Source organism: Trueperaceae bacterium, assembly GCA_036381595.1.
Classification (GTDB): domain Bacteria; phylum Deinococcota; class Deinococci; order Deinococcales; family Trueperaceae; genus DASVCN01.
In genome coordinates, this window is record DASVCN010000012.1 from 1 (window position 1) to 15,899 (window position 15,899).

16 protein-coding genes, 3 tRNA genes and 1 other RNA gene are annotated in these 15,899 nt (G+C 65.8%); 4 read left to right on the forward strand and 16 right to left on the reverse strand.

What is annotated here, in order from left to right:
• Window positions 1-405 (forward strand): EAL domain-containing protein (locus tag VF168_02840; protein ID HEX7003107.1); only part of this gene is annotated, 405 nt, incomplete at its 5' end.
• A gap of 73 nt (window positions 406-478) precedes the next feature.
• On the opposite strand, the gene VF168_02845 is transcribed toward VF168_02840, so the two are convergent.
• The 13 genes from VF168_02845 to ugpC all read right to left on the reverse strand — a co-directional run bounded on the left by VF168_02845 (window position 479) and on the right by ugpC (window position 12,011).
• Window positions 479-553, reverse strand: a tRNA-Thr gene (locus VF168_02845).
• Window positions 554-600: 47 nt separating this feature from the next.
• Window positions 601-676 (reverse strand) — tRNA-Phe (locus VF168_02850).
• Between the two features lie 33 nt (window positions 677-709).
• Window positions 710-785: transfer RNA gene (locus tag VF168_02855), tRNA-Asp, on the reverse strand.
• Between the two features lie 131 nt (window positions 786-916).
• Window positions 917-1,465: a hypothetical protein gene (locus tag VF168_02860; GenBank protein HEX7003108.1), complete on the reverse strand. Its 549-nt coding sequence runs from the start codon at window positions 1,463-1,465 to the stop codon at window positions 917-919.
• A gap of 4 nt (window positions 1,466-1,469) precedes the next feature.
• The gene (gene dxs / locus VF168_02865) at window positions 1,470-3,395 is read right to left on the reverse strand and encodes a 1-deoxy-D-xylulose-5-phosphate synthase (protein ID HEX7003109.1); all 1,926 of its coding nucleotides are present in this window, start codon (window positions 3,393-3,395) and stop codon (window positions 1,470-1,472) included.
• 87 nt (window positions 3,396-3,482) lie between these two features.
• A complete protein-coding gene (locus VF168_02870) occupies window positions 3,483-4,184 on the reverse strand; it encodes a hypothetical protein (GenBank protein HEX7003110.1) in 702 nt (233 codons plus the stop codon).
• A 98-nt stretch (window positions 4,185-4,282) separates the two neighbouring features.
• The gene (locus tag VF168_02875; protein HEX7003111.1) at window positions 4,283-5,206 is read right to left on the reverse strand and encodes an SIS domain-containing protein; all 924 of its coding nucleotides are present in this window, start codon (window positions 5,204-5,206) and stop codon (window positions 4,283-4,285) included.
• 10 nt (window positions 5,207-5,216) lie between these two features.
• Window positions 5,217-6,473 carry a phosphoribosylamine--glycine ligase gene (gene purD / locus VF168_02880; GenBank protein ID HEX7003112.1) on the reverse strand — a complete coding sequence of 419 codons (1,257 nt, stop codon included), beginning with the start codon at window positions 6,471-6,473 and terminating at the stop codon, window positions 5,217-5,219.
• Window positions 6,470-7,099 carry a phosphoribosylglycinamide formyltransferase gene (gene purN / locus VF168_02885; GenBank protein ID HEX7003113.1) on the reverse strand — a complete coding sequence of 210 codons (630 nt, stop codon included), beginning with the start codon at window positions 7,097-7,099 and terminating at the stop codon, window positions 6,470-6,472. The genes purD and purN overlap by 4 nt, the downstream gene beginning before the upstream one ends.
• Window positions 7,096-8,046, reverse strand: coding sequence for an MBL fold metallo-hydrolase (locus tag VF168_02890; GenBank protein ID HEX7003114.1), 951 nt, complete (start codon window positions 8,044-8,046; stop codon window positions 7,096-7,098). The genes purN and VF168_02890 overlap by 4 nt, the downstream gene beginning before the upstream one ends.
• A 28-nt stretch (window positions 8,047-8,074) precedes the next feature.
• On the reverse strand, window positions 8,075-8,836 hold the full coding sequence (locus tag VF168_02895; GenBank protein HEX7003115.1) for a fumarylacetoacetate hydrolase family protein: 762 nt from the start codon (window positions 8,834-8,836) through the stop codon (window positions 8,075-8,077).
• 45 nt (window positions 8,837-8,881) lie between these two features.
• Window positions 8,882-10,777 (reverse strand): ABC-F family ATP-binding cassette domain-containing protein, encoded by a 1,896-nt coding sequence (locus VF168_02900; GenBank protein ID HEX7003116.1) that lies wholly within the window; start codon window positions 10,775-10,777, stop codon window positions 8,882-8,884.
• 136 nt (window positions 10,778-10,913) lie between these two features.
• Entirely contained in the window at window positions 10,914-12,011 is a 1,098-nt protein-coding gene (ugpC, locus tag VF168_02905; protein HEX7003117.1) for a sn-glycerol-3-phosphate ABC transporter ATP-binding protein UgpC, read from the reverse strand.
• Window positions 12,012-12,126: 115 nt separating this feature from the next.
• Between ugpC and VF168_02910 the strand changes: the two genes are divergently transcribed.
• Both VF168_02910 and VF168_02915 read left to right on the forward strand, forming a co-directional pair.
• Window positions 12,127-12,393 (forward strand): type II toxin-antitoxin system Phd/YefM family antitoxin, encoded by a 267-nt coding sequence (locus VF168_02910; GenBank protein HEX7003118.1) that lies wholly within the window; start codon window positions 12,127-12,129, stop codon window positions 12,391-12,393.
• Between the two features lie 19 nt (window positions 12,394-12,412).
• On the forward strand, window positions 12,413-12,739 hold the full coding sequence (locus VF168_02915) for a type II toxin-antitoxin system RelE/ParE family toxin (GenBank protein ID HEX7003119.1): 327 nt from the start codon (window positions 12,413-12,415) through the stop codon (window positions 12,737-12,739).
• Between the two features lie 327 nt (window positions 12,740-13,066).
• Here the strand turns inward: VF168_02915 and VF168_02920 are convergent, their stop codons facing one another.
• From VF168_02920 to ssrA, 3 genes are all read right to left on the reverse strand, one after another.
• Window positions 13,067-13,516, reverse strand: a complete 450-nt coding sequence (locus VF168_02920) for a type II toxin-antitoxin system VapC family toxin (GenBank protein HEX7003120.1) — start codon at window positions 13,514-13,516, stop codon at window positions 13,067-13,069.
• Entirely contained in the window at window positions 13,504-13,737 is a 234-nt protein-coding gene (locus VF168_02925; protein ID HEX7003121.1) for an AbrB/MazE/SpoVT family DNA-binding domain-containing protein, read from the reverse strand. Before VF168_02925 ends, VF168_02920 begins: the two co-directional genes overlap by 13 nt.
• Window positions 13,738-13,830: 93 nt before the next feature.
• Window positions 13,831-14,190: a transfer-messenger RNA gene (ssrA, locus tag VF168_02930) on the reverse strand.
• Between the two features lie 184 nt (window positions 14,191-14,374).
• Here ssrA and VF168_02935 point away from each other — a divergent pair.
• Window positions 14,375-15,892, forward strand: a complete 1,518-nt coding sequence (locus tag VF168_02935) for an ABC transporter ATP-binding protein (GenBank protein ID HEX7003122.1) — start codon at window positions 14,375-14,377, stop codon at window positions 15,890-15,892.
• Window positions 15,893-15,899 lie beyond the last annotated feature (7 nt).

Here is a 15,899-nt window from a genome sequence, read left to right on the forward strand (position 1 = left end):
GCCACTCTCGCGCGCCTGCAACGCCACGGCGTTCGAATCGCTATCGATGATTTCGGGACGGGCTACTCGTCGCTCGCCTACCTACGCGACCTGCCCATCAACACGGTAAAGATCGACCGCACCTTCATCAACGACCTGGTATCGCCCATGCGCGGTCCGCGCTTCGCCCACGCGCTGGTCGAGGCGATCATCCGCCTCGCCGCCCACCTCGAACTCGATGTGCTGGCCGAGGGGATCGAGGAGAAGGAACAGGCCGACCTGCTGAAGGAGTTGGGCTGCGGGCTGGCGCAAGGGTTCCACTACTCGCGGCCGATGGCGCCGAGTGAACTCGACGCGTTCATGCAGGCTCGCGACTCCTCGATCCGCTCGGATGGCGAGTCCGCACCGCTGCTGGGGCCGAGTTGACGCCACCGTCTGACTGAACAGGAAAACGGCCGAATCATACGTTCGGCCGTTTCCTTCTATTGAGAGATGCAAGTGGAGCCAACGGTCGGATTTGAACCGACGACCTGCCGATTACGAATCGGCTGCTCTACCTCTGAGCTACGTTGGCACGCGCTTGCGGAGGGCCGCCGATCGCTCGGGGGCACCTCCGCAGTTTGGTGGCCAGAGGCGGAATCGAACCGCCGACACTACGATTTTCAGTCGTATGCTCTACCTACTGAGCTATCTGGCCTCGCGAGGGAGTGCTAGAGCAATCCCTCTCGCGTGGCGGAGCCGACGGGATTTGAACCCGCGACCTTCTGCGTGACAGGCAGATATGCTAACCGCTACACTACGGCTCCACGCTTGGACTTGCTGGGCGGATCCATCTCTGGAGCCGCCCTTCCGCCGGGGCCACGGGCTCCGAGCGAAGGGCATGATACCCGACCGCCATAGGGCTGTCAATTCGAGCGGCAGCCCCTCCCCTACGCCCTCAAGCCGGTCCTGAACGGCGAAACTGTGCTACCACCCCGACCGCGGCGAGGACCGTGACGACCACCAGGACCCAGGGGGCGGGATAGTCGAAACGGACCGCCGGCGCATCGACGAACCCGAGGAGCCCGGCGCCCGCCGTGACGGTGAACCAGGCGCCACTGAAGGCCGTGAGGAGCACTATCATCACCCGCTGGAAGATCACCGCCAGGATCCCCAGCACGACCGCGGCGAGCAGAGCCAGCAGAACCGCGTCCGTGGCGCCTGCTGCCAGCTGGAAGCCTATGCCGGCGCCCCAGAGGAAGACCACCGCCCAGTAGGCGAGCCAAGCCAGTAGGCCCAGGACGACGGCCGCCACGAGCGCTGCGGCGAGCGCCATCCACGGCTCTACCGGACGAGCAGTCAGGGCTGTGAGCAGTGAAGGTCCGTAGGCGAAACCGACCGCTGCCCCTCCGAGCACCACCAGGAAGCGGAAGAGCGGAAATCCGAAGAAGAGCAGCAGTAACCCGAAGGCGAGCAGCAGGAGAAGTTGCAGGGTTCCCGGGTCCAACTGCCTAATCTCCTACGTTCGCGATCCGCTCACCCGCTTCGTAGCCGAACTCGGCGAGAAGGGTCCGCATAGCCTCGGGGCCGTAGCCGAATTCCTCGTGCTGTTGAGCGGGATTGCCGTGCGGTACGACGGTGCTGGGTATTCCGAGGCGCCGCAGGCGAACGTTCGAGCCGTGGTCGGTCAGGAACTCCGCGACGGCCGACCCGAGACCCCCGCTGAGCGCATGATCCTCTGCGGTGATGAGCAGGTCGCTGCGAGCCGCCAGCTCCAGCAACAGCCGCTCGTCGAGCGGCTTCACGAAGCGGGCGTTGACGACGCCTACCTCAGGGAGGTCGCGAGTCGCTTCGAGGGCGTACTCGACGGTAGGTCCCAGGCCCAGGACGTAGGCGCCTTCGCCCTCTTTCACGACCTCCCAGCTCCCCCATTCGATCTCGGGCCACCGGTCGACGCCCATCTGGGCGGGTCGCTCCACCTTCCCCCGTGGCCAGCGGATGGCCTTGGGGCCGCCCAGTCGCAAGGCGGTCTTGAGCATCGAACGCTGTTCCTCCGCATCCCTGGGCATGGCGATCGAGAGATTCGGCAGCGTTCGCAGGTAGGCGAGGTCGTAGATCCCCTGGTGGGTTGCTCCATCGCCGCCCACGATGCCGGCGCGATCGATGGCGAAGACGACGTCGAGGTTCTCGAGGCTCACGTCGTGAACGACCTGGTCGTAGCCGCGCTGAAGGAAGGTGCTGTAGATGGCAACGACAGGCTTCTCGCCCCTGAGCGCCAGGCCGGTCGCCGTCGTCACGGCCACGTCCTCGGCTATCCCCACGTCCACGTAACGGTCGGGATGGCGCTTGCTGTACTCGACCAGACCGCTCCCTTCGCGCATCGCCGGTGTTATCACCCAGACCTTGTCGTCGGCGGCGGCGAGGTCGCTGATCGCGTCTCCGAAAGCGTTCGACCAGGTGTAGCCCTTGCCGGACACGACCGGATTCTCGGGATCGAACTTGGAAGCCCCGTGCCAGGTGATGGGGTCGGACTCGGCGATCTTGTAGCCTTTCCCTTTGGTGGTGACGATATGGACCATCGTCGGGCCATCGAGCTGCCGTACCCGGTCCAGATAGTAGAGGAGCTCACCCAGGTCGTGTCCATCTATCGGTCCCACGTAGCGGAGCCCCATCGCATGGAAGGGATTGGCGCTCACCGGATCGAAGAAACGCCTGGCGGCCTTCTTGGCGCGCGAGCCGAGGTCCGCCAACGGCTCCCAGACGCCAGAGAGCGCCCTCTTCCCGGTGGCTTCCGCTCGCTGGAACCAACGCTGCACCTGCAGCTGGCTCATGTAGTGGTTTAGGGCGCCGACGTTCTCGGAAATCGACATCTCGTTGTCGTTGAGCACTATCGTCATCCGTGGTCTGAGGTGCCCGATCTGGTTGAGCGCGGCCAGCGCCATGCCGCCGGTGAGCGCGCCGTCGCCGATTACCGCAACGATCTCGTACGGATCGCGGCGCCTGTCGCGGGCGAGGGCCATTCCCAAAGCCGCCGCGAGGCTGGTGCTGGCGTGGCCGGTGGTGAGGGCGTCGTGCTCCGACTCGGTGATGGCCGGGAAACCGGCCAGTCCCCCCGGTTTCCTGATGCTGTCGATCCGGTCGCGCCTGCCGGTGATGATCTTGTGGCCGTAGGTCTGGTGCCCGACGTCCCAGATGATCCTGTCCCTGGGCGAGTCGTAGAGGCAGTGAAGGGCGATGGTGAGTTCGACCGCGCCGAGGCTCGAGGCCAGGTGGCCTCCGCCCAGGGAGCAGACGCGGATGATCTCGCTGCGCAGTTCGCCGGCGAGTTGCTCCAGCTCTTTTCGGGTGAGTGTCCTCAGATCGCCCGGGCTGACGATGTCGTCCAGTAAGCGCCCCGCCGCTGGCGAGTCGACTGCGGAACCGGCTTCGGCTGTCATCGCGCCGAGTCTACCAGAGGCTCCAGATCACGTTCGGTAGCCTCTGACCTGTAGATGGTGACGCCGGCACGGTCGAATGTGCGGCGGTTACTCCTCCTCGGCCCCCGCCTGTTCGAGGAAGTTCGTTTCCACCAGGTAGTAGCCGTTCTCGGTGCGAACCTGGCCAACGTAGGGCACGAACCAGGTCGTCTGGCTCAACTCCTCCAGCACGGTCCCCTCTTCGTCGACCGTCACGCTGTTGAAGTCGATCACATAGATCTCGAACTCCCCCGCCGGCACCGACGCTTCCCGCCGGTCCACGACCGTGTACTCGTAGCGGATGTCGAGCGACGCCGTCCGGTGCTCGGGAAGGGCTTCGGGGTAGGTGACGGTGGCCGTGGTTCGACCGCCCCAAGTGGCTCCTTCCGCCAGTTGCGACTGCGGCGGGAACTGCTGGACCGCCGGTTCGAAGTCGATTATCGAGCCGGGTTTCGTCGTGCGCCAGAGGAAGACCCCGTCGTTCCCATAGGTCCTGAAGTTCTGTTCGTCGATGCCGCGGCCAACCAGACGCGAGCCGATCATGAGCTGCCCTTCGATGATGGTAGGGCCCTGGATGACCTTGAGCAGCCGCGGTTCGTCGAGCTGAGCGCTGTCGGGCAGGTACTGCCAGGCAGCGCCCGTCTGCATGGGGTAGAAGCTCACCGGCTCGGTCAGTTGTTCGACGATGACCCGCGGACCGTCCTGGGTAGCCGGGACGCAGGCGGCGAGAACCAGAGCGATGAACATCAGGGGCAGAAGTCGCGTGAGCATGGGCCAATCTACCGCACGTCGACTGTCCGTCGCATGAACCAACTCATTCCCCGACGCGTCGGCCAGATCGATCCTTCGGGAGGTCGAACCAGAAGAGGTCAATCGCTCCGGCTCTCCCCTTGCGCTACCCGCCGGACCTCGTCGTAGACGCCGCTGTCGCCCGGGTCGAAACCGTGGAGGACGGCCAGGTAGGCGGCTACCCACACGGCCAAATACCAGATCGAGACGGCCCTGGCGACGGGATCGGCAGGCTCGTTCTCGCCAAGAACCGGTTCGAGGCCGAGCCTTTCGACCTGAGCTACACGGGTACCGAGGACCTCACGGGCGAGCTCGAGCTCCCGGTCGTCCGGTCCCACCACGAGCGCGAGTAGATCGTCCCCCAGGGCGTGGTTCCCCTCGAAGGCGCCGGTGACCAGCTCGAGTGGGTGCTCGCCGGTCGTTACCGCAAGCGACTTCCCGACCCTGGCGAACGCGCGCTGTACCAGCAGAGGAACGCCGCTGTTCGCCCGGCTGGCGAGGAGCAGCGGCGTCCTGTTCCAGAGCGTCCAGGCGAGCGCCTTCGCTGGATTCAGTTCGGTCGGCAGTTCCGGGCGGCTCCGTTCGGCGATGGTCCTCAGCGCCCCGTCGATCTCTTCGACGGCTCGATGGTGTCCGGTGGCGTGCCCCAGGTAGCTCACGAAAGTGTAGAGACTTAGCGGTCCCGGAGGAACCTCGAGGTTCGGTTCGAGGAAGCCCGTGCCGACCGTCACCACGTGGGCGCCCGACATCTCGGCCGTTACCGCCAACGGTCCTAGTTCGCCGTACTCGAAGCCGGCGGAGAGCAGGAACTGGGTGCCGCTGGTGACCAGAGGGCCGTCTATCCAGGTTCTCATGATGCCGCTCAGGGAGGCGGCCTCCCCGAAGCCGGTGAGTCCGTACGGACCCGGCTGCTCGCCATCGGGCCCCTCGTAGGAGCCGGGCAACCGTTCGAGTTCGCCCAGGAACGCCGGCTCGTCGGTTCGAAGCGCGTCGAGTTCCGTCATGGCTCCCAGTCTATGGCCGCCGCCCCAGCAACCTCGACCCGATGTCCTTCCGGTAATGGGCTCCCGGGAAGTCCACCATGGCCACTCCCTGGTAAGCCCGAAGCACCGCCTCTTCGGTCCCCTCGGCCAGGCCCACCACGTCGAGCACCCTGCCCCCGCTGCTGACCAGGCGGCCCTCTCTCCTCTCGGTACCGGCATGGAAGAGCAGCAGATCCTCGGTCGGCTCGTACGTCGTGATCGGTATCCCCCGCCGGTAGGCGGCCGGGTACCCGGGAGCGGCCATGACCACGCAGGCTGCGCTGCCTTGCCGCCAGCTCAGTTCGAGCTCGCCCAGGCGGCGCTCCGCCACCGCGAGCATGACCTCGACCAGGTCGGTATCGAGCAGTGGCACGACGACCTGCGTCTCCGGGTCGCCGAAGCGGACGTTGTACTCGAGCAGCCGCGGCCCGGCGTCGGTGAGCATCAATCCGAAGTAGAGCACTCCCCGATAGTCGATGCCCTCGCTCGACAACCCGGCGAGCGTCCGCTCGACGATCTCTCGTTCCACCTGCTCGCGGCTCGTTGCGTCGAGGAGGCCTACCGGAGCGACGGTCCCCATCCCTCCCGTCATGGGCCCCAGGTCGCCCTCCTCGGCCTGCTTGTAGTCCTGCGCGATCGGCATCGGGCGGTAGGTTTCGCCGTCGGTGAAGACCAGGTAGGAGAACTCCTGTCCCTGCAGTCGCTCCTCGATAACGACCCGGGGTTCGTGTCGTGAGCCGGCGAATATCCGCCGGACGGCTTCCTCGGCCTCGGCCTCCTCCTCGGCGACCGTGACCCCTTTGCCTGCCGCCAACCCCGAGTCCTTCACTACCACCGGCGCCCCCTTCAAGCGCAGGTAGTCGAGCGCCGACCCCTGATCGACGAAAGTGCGGTGTTGCGCGGTGGGAACGCCGTAGCGGGCCATGAACTCCTTGGCGTACGCCTTCGAACCCTCGAGCCGGGCTCCCGCCTCACCCGGTCCGAAAGCAGCTATCCCCCGCTCGCGCAGAGAGTCCGAGAGGCCGGCGACGAGCGGGGCCTCGGGACCTATCACGACGAGATCGACGGACTCCTCCTCGGCGAGCCGCAGGAGGTCGTCGGGGTGGGCGCCTCTGCCTGCAAGCCTGGCCACCTCGGCGATCCCGGCATTCCCGGGAGCAGCCACTAACTCCGTGACGCTGGGGGAGCGGGCGAGCTTCCAGGCCAGTGCGTGCTCGCGGCCCCCGGAACCGACGAGAAGGACCTTCACGACTCATCCGCCTGCGCCCGCGGCTCCGCTCGGCCGCTGAGGACCAGTCGCACCGCTTCCGGATAGGCTTCGTGCTCCCGTTCCAGGATCCGCGCCGTCAGTGTCGCCTCGTCATCCTCGGGCAACACCGGTACCCGGCACTGCAGCACTATCTCACCGGTATCCACCCCGGCATCGACGAAGTGGATGGTGCAGCCCGTCTCGGTCGCGCCCGCCTCGAGCGCCTGCCGTTGCGGGTGGAGCCCCCTGAAGCTCGGAAGCAGGCTTGGATGGATGTTCAGCAGCCGGTCCCGGTAGCGCTCGACGAACCCCCGCGACAGGAGCCGCATGAAGCCGGCGAGGCAGACGAGGTCGACTTCCCTCTCGTCGAGCAGCGCCGTTGCCTCGGCTTCGAACCGCTCACGGTCCGACCAGGCGATGTGTTTCGCCTCGACGCCGGCCTCGCGCGCCCGTTCCAGGGCTTTGGCTCGTGGCTTGTCGCTCACCACCAGCACCACCCTCCCCAGATCGTCTCGGGGACCGAAGGCGTTCAGCAAGGCCCGGAGATTACTGCCGCGGCCCGACGCGAAGACCGCGATCCTGGCCGGTCTGTCTAGCGGGAACGCTGGTCCGGGGCGCAGAGTCAATCGCGCGCCACCTCCTCGGGCCGCTTCTTCCGCCAGTAGCGCTGGAGCCCCATCCCGGTCATGCCGGCATCCGAGGTGACGCGGTATCGGGTCGCCATCTGCTCATCGAGTCCGGCCTGAGCGAACTCCCGCTCCTCCAGGATGCGGATCCTCTGCTGCAACTGGTCGAGCTCCTCGCCGGCGAGCATCCCCCGGCGAACCTCGTCGGCCCAGGCGCGGTTCCGCCTCGAGAGTTCCGAGAGGTGCTCATCGGCGTTCCTGACCTCACCGAAGTGCGTGAGCAGCAACCTCTCGGGGACGCAGGAGCGGAGCTTGGCGATCGAACCGTCCCACTGCTCCAGGTCGATCTCGGGGGGCGGCAGCGCGGGTCGGATGAGCGTCGCAGGCGGGAAGCGAACGCCAGCCGCGTCTCCGGTGAAAATGGTGTCGTCGTCGAGCAGGTAGGCCGCATGGTGGCTGGCGTGACCGGGCGTGTCCAACACCTCGATCCGGTGGCCGCCAAGTTCGAGTACGTCGCCGTCGTAGTGCGACCTGAGCTGCTCCGAAGGCACCGGCACCATCTCGCCCCACAGTTCGTCCATCGCGTCGCCGTAGATACGGCCGGCGCTCTCCATGAGCCGCGAGGGATCGGCGAGATGGGACGCTCCGCGTTGGTGGACGTGTACGAGCGCCCCGCTGCGACGTGCCAGTTCACCGGCGGCGCCGGCATGGTCGAGGTGGATGTGGGTGAGGAGCAGGTGTTCCAGGCCCTCGAGGTCGAAGCCCAGCTCGCGGATGCCGGCTTCGACCCGTTCGACCGTCGAACCCGGCCCACTCTCTACCAGGGTGAAGGCTCCTCCTTCGATCGGCAGGAGGAAGACGCCGATCGTACCGGCGATACCCCGGTGGTACGTGTCGAGGAGGTAGACGTCGCCAAGATCCTGCACCGCGGGGATCGAGTTCGTCACTGGGCACCTCGCTTCTCTTGCATGAACTTCATGCCCTCCGCTCCACCACGTTGAGCAGACTCCCTATCCCCTCGATCGAGACCTCGACCTCGTCGCCCACCTTCAACTCCCCGACCCCGCTGGGAGTGCCGGTTAGTACGAGGTCGCCAGGGCGCAGGGTCATGAAGTGACTGATGAACGAGAGGAGTTCGGGCACCGAGAAGATCAACTCGCAGGTGTTGCTGTCCTGGCGCAGCTCCCCGTTCACCTTCGTCTGCAGCCGCAGGGCGCCGGGGTCGATGTCGACCGCCAGCCACGGGCCCACGGGGCAGAAGCCGTCCGCCGACTTCGCGCGGGCCCACTGCAGGTCGGTGCGTTGCTTGTCCCGGGCGGTCACGTCGCAGGCGCACGTGTAACCCAGCACATGGTCGAGAGCCCGCTCGATGGGTGTGGCGTTCATCTCCCGGCCGATGACGACGGCCAGCTCCCCTTCGAAGTGGAGCTCATCCGTCCACGACGGGTAGGGGATCGGATCGCCGGGCCCGTTCAGCGAGTTGAGGCCCTTGAGGAAGATGCCCGGCTGAGCCGGGAGGTCGCCCGGGGCGAGGCCCATCTCGGCAGCGTGGTCGCGGTAGTTGAGGCCGGCGCACACGATGGAGCGGGGCTCACAGGGAGCCAGCAAGGTTACGTCCGAGAGCATGTCGCTCTCGCCGGTCGGTTGGCCCAGGAGCCCCGCCAACCGGCGGATGCGTCCACCGTCGAGTTGACCCCAGTGGACCCCGCTCTCGCTCCGATACCTCACGCGTAGCATCTCGCCTCTCCCTCCGGTCCCAGCCTCGCTTGCGGCGGCCGCATTCTAACCCCGCTCGGCGAGGCGCTCGCCCAACGCCTCCTGCGTCTCCTCCCAGCTCGCCATCGCCTCGATCAGCTCCTCCTCGAGTTCCTGGTGACGGCGGCCCGCCTCGGCGATCTCGCCGGCTGACAGCGAGTCCGGTCTGGCGAGCGTCTCGTCCAACTCGGCGATCCGCTCCTCGAGTCCGGTCACCCGTCGCTCCAACTCCTCCAGCTTGCGCTCGAGCTTCCAGCGCGACGGCCCGGGCGTCCGGCCGCTGCTGCGGGTATGCTCCGCCTCTTCGGTGACCGCACGGGGCTGCCGCCGTTCATCCCGCTTGCGGAGGTAGAACTCCAGGTCCCCCTCGTACTGCTCGAAGCTGCCGTCGGCGAGTTCCCAGATGAGGTTTGCCGTCTGCGAAACGAAGCGCCTGTCGTGGGAGACGAGCAGCACGGTGCCTTCGAACTGGACGAGTGCGGCCTCCAGCGCTTCGATCATCTCGACGTCGAGGTGATTGGTGGGTTCGTCGAGGACGAGCAGGTTGCAGTTCGCGAGGGTGAGCTTGAGCAGGGCGAGGCGCGCCCGCTCGCCTCCCGAAAGGTCGGCGATCCGCTTGTACTGGGCATCGAAGGGGAACAGGAAGTTGCCGAGCAGGTTGTGGGCTTCGGTATCGCCCACGAGCCGGATCATCTCTTCGATCAACGTCTTCTGCGGGTCGACCCCCGCCAGCTCCTGGTCGTAGTAGCCGACCCGCACCCTCGAACCGAAAACGACCCGGCCGCGGGGATCGTCGCTGGGCTCTTCCCCCAGCAGGATCCTCAGGAAGGTGGTCTTCCCCGCCCCGTTCGGTCCCAGCAGGGCAATGCGTTCCCCCTTGCGCACCGTGACGTCGACGTCCTCGAACAGGTCCTTGCCGAAGCTCTTGCTCAGGTGCGACGCCTGCAGGACGATCTCGCCCGAGAGACCGGCGTCGAAACGGAAGCGTGTCGTGCGCTCGCCGGGAGGCGCGTCCTCCAGCATCCCCGACTCGAACCGCTCGACACGCTTCTCCATCGCTTTGGCCCTACGGTGCAGCTTCTCGTTCTGTCCAGCCCACTGCTTCATCTGCCGGGCCGCGCTCTCGAGCCGTTCCAGTTCGCGGCGTTCGTTCGCCCGGGTGGCGGCTTCGATCCGCTCCTGCTCGGCCCTGGCCGCCCGGTAGCTGCTGGGGTTGCCGTCGTGCGTGCGCAACACGCCCAGAGATATCTCCGCGGTCGCCGAACAGGCCCCATCGAGGAAGGCCCGGTCGTGCGAGACGATGAGCGCGGCACCTGGATAGCGCGAGAGGTAGCCTTCGAGCCAGCCGCGCATCTCCATGTCGAGGTGGTTGGTTGGCTCGTCGAGGAGGAGCACATCGGGCTGGGTCATCAGCAGCCGAGCGAGGCCCAGCCGCGTCTTCTCTCCGCCCGAGAGGACGTGTGCCTCGTCGCCCTCGCGGCCCCGGAAGCCGAGGGCGTGCAGCACCATGTCGCGCCGCGCCCTCCTTTCGTAGCCGCCGCGTCGCTCGAAGCGCTCGTGCAGGGTTTCCCAGCGGCCGTAGGTCTCGGGATCGTCGAGGCCGAGCTTCTCGAGCTGCTGGAGCTGCGCCTCGAGCGCATCGAGGCCTGCGAAGGAGGCTTCACACAACTCGAGGACGCTCTGCCCCGGCTCCCCACCCGGGTCCTGTTCGAGCATGCCCAGCCCCACCTGTGGCCGTACGTACACCTGACCGCCGTCGGCCTGCTCGAGGCCCGCGAGGAGCCGTAGGATCGTCGACTTGCCTGATCCGTTCCGTCCGATGAGGGCGGTCCGCGCCAGCGGCCGCAGTTCGAGGGTCGCGTTCTCGAGGACCGTCTGCCCGCCGTAATACTTGTCGACGGACTGGAGCGCGGCGAGAACCATAACCCCGACAGTCTACGTGGCGGCCGCACCATGATGCGCGCGGCGTGGACCCGGCGGCCTTCCCTCCTCAGCGGACCCTGGATGCGAAAGGGCCCCCCGGCGCCGCGGCGAGCCCTTTCCGGTGTGAGCGCATCCCTCAGATGTAGCGGATGTTCTCCTCGGTCTCGAGATCGAAGGCGTGGAGTCCATCGGGCTTGGCCAGCAGCGTAACCTTGTCGCCGGTACGCACGTTGGCGTGGGCGTCCACCCGGGCCACGATGTTCTGATCGCCGCCGACGCTGGCGATGATGTGCGTCTCGGCACCCAGCGGCTCGACCACTTCTATGACCGCCTCGATGGCGTTGTCGGCCTCGGGAATCGTGGTGTAACCCTTGAGGCCGAGGTTCTCCGGCCGGACGCCCAGGTAGACCTTCTTGCCGTTGTACGCCTGGAGCTTCTGGGCGAGTTCGGCGTCGGGCCGCACGTCGAACTGAGCCGACTTGATCTTGCCGTCCTGGACGGTGCCGACCATGAAGTTCATGGCGGGGGAGCCGATGAAGCCGGCGACGAACCGGTTGACCGGCTTGTCGTAGAGGTTGATGGGGCTGTCGACCTGCTGGATGAGGCCGTCCTTCATGACCACGATGCGGGTACCCATCGTCATCGCCTCGACCTGGTCGTGGGTCACGTAGACGGTGGTGACGCCCAGGCGGCGGTGGAGCTTGGAGATGGAGGCGCGCATCTCGACACGCAGTTTGGCGTCGAGGTTCGAGAGCGGCTCGTCCATCAGGAAGACCTCGGGCTCACGGACGATGGCGCGGCCGAGCGCGACGCGCTGTCGCTGACCGCCCGAGAGCTCGCGGGGCCGGCGGTCGAGCAGGTGCTCGATCTGCAGGATGCCGGCTGCCTCCTGGACCCGGCGTTCGATCTCGGCCTTCGGAGTCTTGCGCAGGCGTAGTCCGAACGACATGTTCTGGTGCACATTCATGTGCGGATAGAGGGCGTAGTTCTGGAAGACCATGGCGATGTCGCGGTCCTTGGGCGGAACGTCGTTGACGACCCGGTCGCCGATCTTCAGGGTTCCCTCGGTGATCTCCTCGAGACCGGCGATCATCCGCAGGGTCGTGGTCTTGCCGCAACCTGAGGGCCCGACGAAGACCATGAACTCCTCGTCCTTGATCGTCAGGTTGAAATCCTGCACCGCGGTGACGGATCCGAACCGCTTGTAGACGTGATCTAGCACAACCTCAGCCACTGTTTCCTCCTCGGACGTTTTTTCGGCTGGCGCGAGCTTACCACGCCCCTGTTCCCCTCCCCTTGAGAGTTGACCTATTTGCGGACTATATTCGGTCCTACGAGCGGAGGTGCCCGTGAAGTTATCCGGTCGGATCCAACCGATCAGCTACCTCAAAGCGCATGCGGCCGAGATATTGCGCGAACTGGCGCAGACCGGTGAGCCGCTGATAATCACCCAGAACGGTGAGGCGCGCGCCGTCCTCCAGGACATCGCCAGCTTCGAGCAGACGCAGGAGACGCTGGCCCTCCTCAAGATATTGGCGCTGGGCAACCGGCAGATCGCGGAGGAGAAGCTTCAGGACGCCGGAGACGCGTTGGAGAGCCTGCGGGAGTCGGCGTGACGGCGGCGCTGGGGGACAGATGATGGAACTCCCCGTGCTGCTTACCGACGACGCCGCCCGCGACCTCGACGAGATCTACGCCCGCGTGAAGCTGCAACGCTCCTGGCAGGGGGCCGAGGAGGCGCTGGACGAGCTGTCCGCCGCATTCGCCGAAGCCGCTGCCGGACCGCTCGAACGTCACCCACCGGAACTGTTGGCGCTCGGGATCCGCGACTACCTGGAGGCGGGCAGCGGCGAGTTCCGCGTCATCTACCGCGCCGAAGCGCGCGCTGTCTACGTGCTGCTGATTGTCGACGGGCGCCGCGACCTGAGGTCGCTGTTGGAGCGAAGGCTGTTGGAGGCGTAGCGGCTGAAGGCGGGGGCTCAGCCAGCGATCGGTGCATCCGCCGTTCGAACTCGCTATGGTTCCTTCGGTCGGTGCCGAGAGGCCGACTATGCAGCGTATGGTGGTGGTCTTCCCCGCCCCGTTCGGGCCGAGTATGGCGAGAACCTCGCGGGCTTCCGCCGTGAGACTGAGTCGCTCTACCCCTGTGGTCCGGCCGTACCGCTTGGTGAGTTCGAGGATCTGGAGCATGAAGTGTGGACCGTGCTGACCTCGTTTTATCCGGTCTCGGCGATTACCGCGGCGTAATTGTTCGCGTCCGCTTGCCTGCAGTCGGCATCGTTTACATAGTCACTCGGTGGCGATCTCCTCGATCTGTATTACGTCGATGCCCAGGTTCGGCTGGGATACTCGCCGGTCATTGGTTATGAAGAAATCTGCACCGGCATGCTTGGCGCACTCGAGGTGCAACGCGTCGACGAGGGAGAGTGAGCTTCTCGAACGAAGGCGTGCTGCCTCAGTGATCATCTCACGTGACACGCTCCTGAGTAGCAGGTTCGGAAATCGAGGGATCTCTTCGAGGTAGCGGCTTACGACGTCATCGCGACCTAGCTTCAATGGTCTCACGATCAACTCGCCAAGTACCAGATCGGACGCTACAGCAGTTACGAGCGACCGTTCTACGCGAGCGAAAAGGTCAATAGCTACGCGACCGAATTTCGGATGACTCTCAAGCGCGTAAATAAAGATCGCCGTGTCGATTCCGACTCGACGACCATGGAGCACGTTTAGTCCCTCCACGTCGTTCGCTCACCGCGAACGTAGTCGAGCACGTCGACCTCCTGCCACACGTCTTCGTCCTGACCAAAAAGGCGACTGGTCGCCGACTCCTGTCGCCGCATTACGACCGTGTCGCCAACAACCGTTACCTCGAGGCGGTCACCTGGAGAAAGCCGTAAGGCCCTACGGGCATCCTTCGGCACCACAACCTGATAGCGCTCACCCAGCTTTACGCTTGTCATACGCTGATCGTAGCATGTCATACGACGTGTGAACCCAGGGTGGCAACCGCTCGAACGAAAAGGAGCAGGGCCGGTTTCCCGACCCTGCTCGTCTGGTGGAGGCGGCGGGAGTCGAACCCGCGTCCGGAACTCCCTCAGACCGGCGTCTACGCGTGTAGTCCTCGATCGATTGTCGGCGCGGGGAAGGCTCGAGGACGAGCGATCACCCCACGCTTACGCGCCTTTGGGTTTCGCCGCAGCCCAGCGCTAGAAGCTGGCGGCTAGCTCGTTTCAGGTCATCTGATCCGGCGAGCCACGAGCGGGGCTTCCGGGAGATGTCTGCTGCGGTTACGCAGCGAGAGCGTAGTTATTCTGGTTGCCAGTTAATGGCGTTGCAGCTTGTTGACGCGGCCAGCTGCGCCCGCGACGCGCAACCTGATCCTCGGCGAACCCCGTCGAAACCGTGTCGCCCCCATGGCGACTCATTGCCCTTGCCTTCGGGCCGTTCTAGTGGGCCGCGACCGAAGTCTCGGCTGTTCCCGGCGGAACCTACGCTATTCCGTCAGGAACAGTATTCTAGCACGTCTGCCCACCGTCGCTGAAGCCTGCCCGACACCGTTCCCGGGCATACCGGCCGCGCCTCTGTCATCATTGGCCCATGAGCAGTGCAGTCCGCATGAGCGACATCGTCAAGCGCTTCCCGTTGGTGTTGGCGAACGACCATGTAGATTTCGAGGTCGAGTGGGGCGAAGTGCACGCCCTCATCGGGGAGAACGGCGCGGGCAAGAGCACCCTGATGAAGATCCTCTACGGCCTGCAGCCTGCCGACGAAGGTGAGATCTACATCGACGGCGAGCGCGTCCACTTCCACTCTGCCCGTGATGCGATAGCCAAGGGGATCGGCATGGTGCACCAGCACTTCATGCTCGTCGAGCGGCTGTCGGTCACCGAGAACCTCGTGTTGGGCGCCGAACCACGTTCCGGAGTGGCGCTCGATTACCGGCGGGCGTCGGCGAAGGCGCGTGAGCTGATCGACCGATTCGGCTTCGGCATAGATCCCAACAGCGTCATAAGCGACCTTCCGGTGGGGAGGCAGCAGCAGGTCGAGATCCTCAAGACCCTCTACCGTGACGCGAAGATACTGATCATGGACGAACCGACGGCCGTGCTCACGCCTCAGGAGACACGGCGTCTCTTCGAGTTCCTGCGCGAGTTCGCATCCGCAGGGAACGCGGTGATCTTCATCTCCCACAAGCTCGACGAGGTGATGGAGATCTGCGACCGCATGAGCGTGATGCGAGACGGCCGGATGATAGGCACGGTGAAGCGCGCCGAAACCGATCAGCGACGCCTCGCCAACATGATGGTGGGCCGAGAGGTGATCCTCCATGTCGACAAGGGGCCGGCCCACCCGAACGAGGTGAGGCTGGCGGTCAACGGCCTGCAGGTGCGCGGCGATACGAGCGAAAAGCCCGTGGTCGACGGCGTGAGCATGGAGGTTCGCGGGGGCGAGATATTGGGCGTTGCCGGCATCGAGGGGAACGGCCAGTCCGAACTCGTCGAGGCGATCGCGGGGTTGCGGGAGGCCATCGCAGGCACCATCGTGATGGACGGTAGAGATGTGACCGGGATCGACGCCCGGGGCCGCCGGCAGCTGGGCCTCTCCCACGTACCCGAAGACCGCAACGAACGCGGACTCGTGGCCACCTACACCTCTGCTATGAACACCGTGCTCGGAGACGTCCACCGGCCCCCCTACTCGGGACCGTTCGGGCTGTTGGACAACGAGCGGATCGAGCGGCACGCAGAGGAACTCGTCGAGCAGTACGACGTGAGGCCACGATCGACATCGGTGCTGGCGGCCGCCTACTCGGGCGGTAATGCGCAGAAACTCATCGTAGCCCGCGAGTTGGAGCGCGACCCGCGGATCCTGGTTCTGGCGCAGCCTACCCGTGGCGTAGACATCGGCGCCATCGAGTTCATCCACGGGCAGATCATCCAAGCGCGTGATCGGGGCCTGGCGGTGCTGCTGGTCTCGGCCGACCTGAACGAGATCATGAGCCTATCCGACCGCATCGTGGTGATGTTCGAGGGCAAGATCATGGGTGAGCTGAGCCAGGACGAAGCGAACGCCGAGACGCTCGGGCTGCTGATGGCGGGGTCGAAGGCGGCCTGACCCGTTC

Excerpts from the sequence above, each read along its gene's own strand:
- dxs (HEX7003109.1), bottom strand. The coding sequence starts at position 3,395 with ATGACAGCCGAAGCCGGTTCCGCAGTCGACTCGCCAGCGGCGGGGCGC.
- VF168_02870 (HEX7003110.1), bottom strand. The coding sequence starts at position 4,184 with ATGCTCACGCGACTTCTGCCCCTGATGTTCATCGCTCTGGTTCTCGCC.
- VF168_02875 (HEX7003111.1), bottom strand. The coding sequence starts at position 5,206 with ATGACGGAACTCGACGCGCTTCGAACCGACGAGCCGGCGTTCCTGGGC.
- VF168_02895 (HEX7003115.1), bottom strand. The coding sequence starts at position 8,836 with ATGCTACGCGTGAGGTATCGGAGCGAGAGCGGGGTCCACTGGGGTCAA.
- VF168_02900 (HEX7003116.1), bottom strand. The coding sequence starts at position 10,777 with ATGGTTCTCGCCGCGCTCCAGTCCGTCGACAAGTATTACGGCGGGCAG.
- VF168_02915 (HEX7003119.1), top strand. The coding sequence starts at position 12,413 with ATGATGGAACTCCCCGTGCTGCTTACCGACGACGCCGCCCGCGACCTC.
- VF168_02925 (HEX7003121.1), bottom strand. The coding sequence starts at position 13,737 with ATGACAAGCGTAAAGCTGGGTGAGCGCTATCAGGTTGTGGTGCCGAAG.
- VF168_02935 (HEX7003122.1), top strand. The coding sequence starts at position 14,375 with ATGAGCAGTGCAGTCCGCATGAGCGACATCGTCAAGCGCTTCCCGTTG.